Here is a 1944-nt window from a genome sequence, read left to right as displayed (position 1 = left end):
GCCGTGTGTTATCTTTTTTAGATACAGCATATTATGACAATGTACTTAGAGGGAAAGAAAAATATGAAAATCCCGCAATTGAACTAGTTGCTATACATGAAGAACAAGTAGTAGGAGACGTACGAGTAAAAAGTACGTCTTTTTACTTTTATAAATAATGCTTAAGGCTGATGGGAAATCACATTCCATATTATACAAATTAAAGTAGCTATCGTATTTCAAACAGAGACGAATATAATTTTCAAAGGTAAACAAGTATATAGGAGGACTCTAAATGGATATTCTACTTGTTATTCTTATAATTGTATTAATTCAAGGTAAGGAATACAAAGTGAATATTAATCGTATTTGGCTCATTCCGGCTTTGCTGTGCTTTGTAACAATCCAGTCCATTATTCATATGGGACAATTAAATATATTGCACGTACTACTATTCGTTGCAATGCTCGGAATGGGATTGGGTCTAGGAGTTATTAGGGGAAAAGCTTTAACATTTCGATTAGATAGTGAAACAGGTCATGTATTACGAAAAGGAAATTGGTTAAGTACAATTATTCTCCTTGTTATTTTAGGTGCAAAGGTTTTGATTAAGCAAAGTATGTTTCCTGGCAGTACTCACCACACATTAATGGTTGTAACAAATGTCTTTTTATGTATCACATTAGGTACCGTAATTAGTAGACGCTATTATATTTGGAAAAAATATAATGAATTAACACAAAAAGCGTAAATACATTCGTCCCTTGTTTAACAACGTTGTGAACGGTAATACTAAATAATATTGAACTTTTACAGCAAGGGATGATAATATGATATTCATTTACACAGATTTCGGTGGAACGCATACAACCTCGCTAGCTGCAGCTTATCATTTGAATAAATTACCAACGGATCGGAAGTTAACGAAAGAAGAAATTTTAAATGTAGAGTACTTTAATAAACTGAAAACAGAAGATATGGGGAAAATTATTTTTCATGGACAAGATGAATATGGGAATCCAGTATATACAATTGGATGCGGGGCATCAAAGGTCGTTGTACCTGCCATGAAGCATTTAGGAGAGATTCTGCAAAAACATTATCAAAACAATGATAAGATTATTTTTTCTAATACATCACCAACAGTTCCATTGCCAATGACTTTAGGCGGTTTGTTTTCTAGAAGATTTCATATTGATTTTATTGGTGTACCGTTACTCGTATGGGGAGCAAAAATTTGCTGTGATAACATCCAGCGGCTTGTCAGTTATACGAAAGAAGCGGGGCGAATGACGAATGATTATGTTGTTATTTTAGATAACGAAACATTTAAGTAATGTAATGTTAAAAGAAGGCCGGAAAATTTTGTGGTTTTCTTTTTTTTTGATAAATAGACAAAAAACATTCACATTTATTATACATCTACTATAGCCAAAATAATAAAGTCCTGTTACTATTACAGGGGATATTCTCTTTTCGTAAGATAAATATATAGAAAAGTCAGAAAAGAGGAACAGAATAAGGGAGGAACAGCATGAAGCGTGTTGCTTGGTTTACTGATAGTACAACTGCGAGTTTTACAACAGATGGTGATAACTTTGTTATCCCAATTGAAGTTATTATTGATGGAGTGTCTTATAAGGATTGTGAAGAAGGAGTTCATAAACGTCTTTATGAAGCGTTAAATGATGGAAGAACCGTTACTACTTCGCAACCTAATATAGGGGAAATGGTAGAATTATTTACTAAATGCAAAGAAGAATATGAAGAAGGCTTTGCAGTTGCTATTAGCGGAAAAGTAAGTGGGACCTATCAAAATATGAAGCTAGCTGCTGATATGGCAGGTTTCCCTTTAACTGTATTAGATAGTGAAACGACAAGTTATCCAATGGATGAACTTTTGAGAAAAGCTAAAACGTTATACAATGATGGTATGACTTTACAAGATATACATAAAACATTAGT

The 1944-nt window shown here is 33.0% G+C and carries 3 protein-coding genes and 1 pseudogene; all 4 read left to right on the top strand.

Annotation, left to right across the window (positions count from 1 at the left end; all coding sequences use genetic code 11):
- Nucleotides 1-131 (top strand): annotated as a pseudogene (locus AB3X49_RS22190) (GNAT family acetyltransferase); the annotation flags it as partial.
- A 143-nt stretch (nt 132-274) separates the two neighbouring features.
- Entirely contained in the window at nt 275-730 is a 456-nt protein-coding gene (locus tag AB3X49_RS22185) for a DUF1453 domain-containing protein (protein ID WP_367964771.1), read from the top strand.
- 79 nt (nt 731-809) lie between these two features.
- The gene (locus tag AB3X49_RS22180; RefSeq protein WP_002110178.1) at nt 810-1316 is read left to right on the top strand and encodes a DUF3189 family protein; all 507 of its coding nucleotides are present in this window, start codon (nt 810-812) and stop codon (nt 1314-1316) included.
- A gap of 197 nt (nt 1317-1513) precedes the next feature.
- Nucleotides 1514-1944: DegV family protein (locus tag AB3X49_RS22175; RefSeq protein ID WP_367964768.1), on the top strand; the 431-nt coding region annotated here is incomplete at its 3' end.

The sequence above is a fragment of the Bacillus sp. C30 genome, from assembly GCF_040838255.1.
Taxonomy (GTDB): Bacteria; Bacillota; Bacilli; order Bacillales; family Bacillaceae_G; genus Bacillus_A; species Bacillus_A mycoides.
Note: the sequence above shows the minus strand (reverse complement) of the source record. Positions and strands in the feature narration are given on the sequence as shown.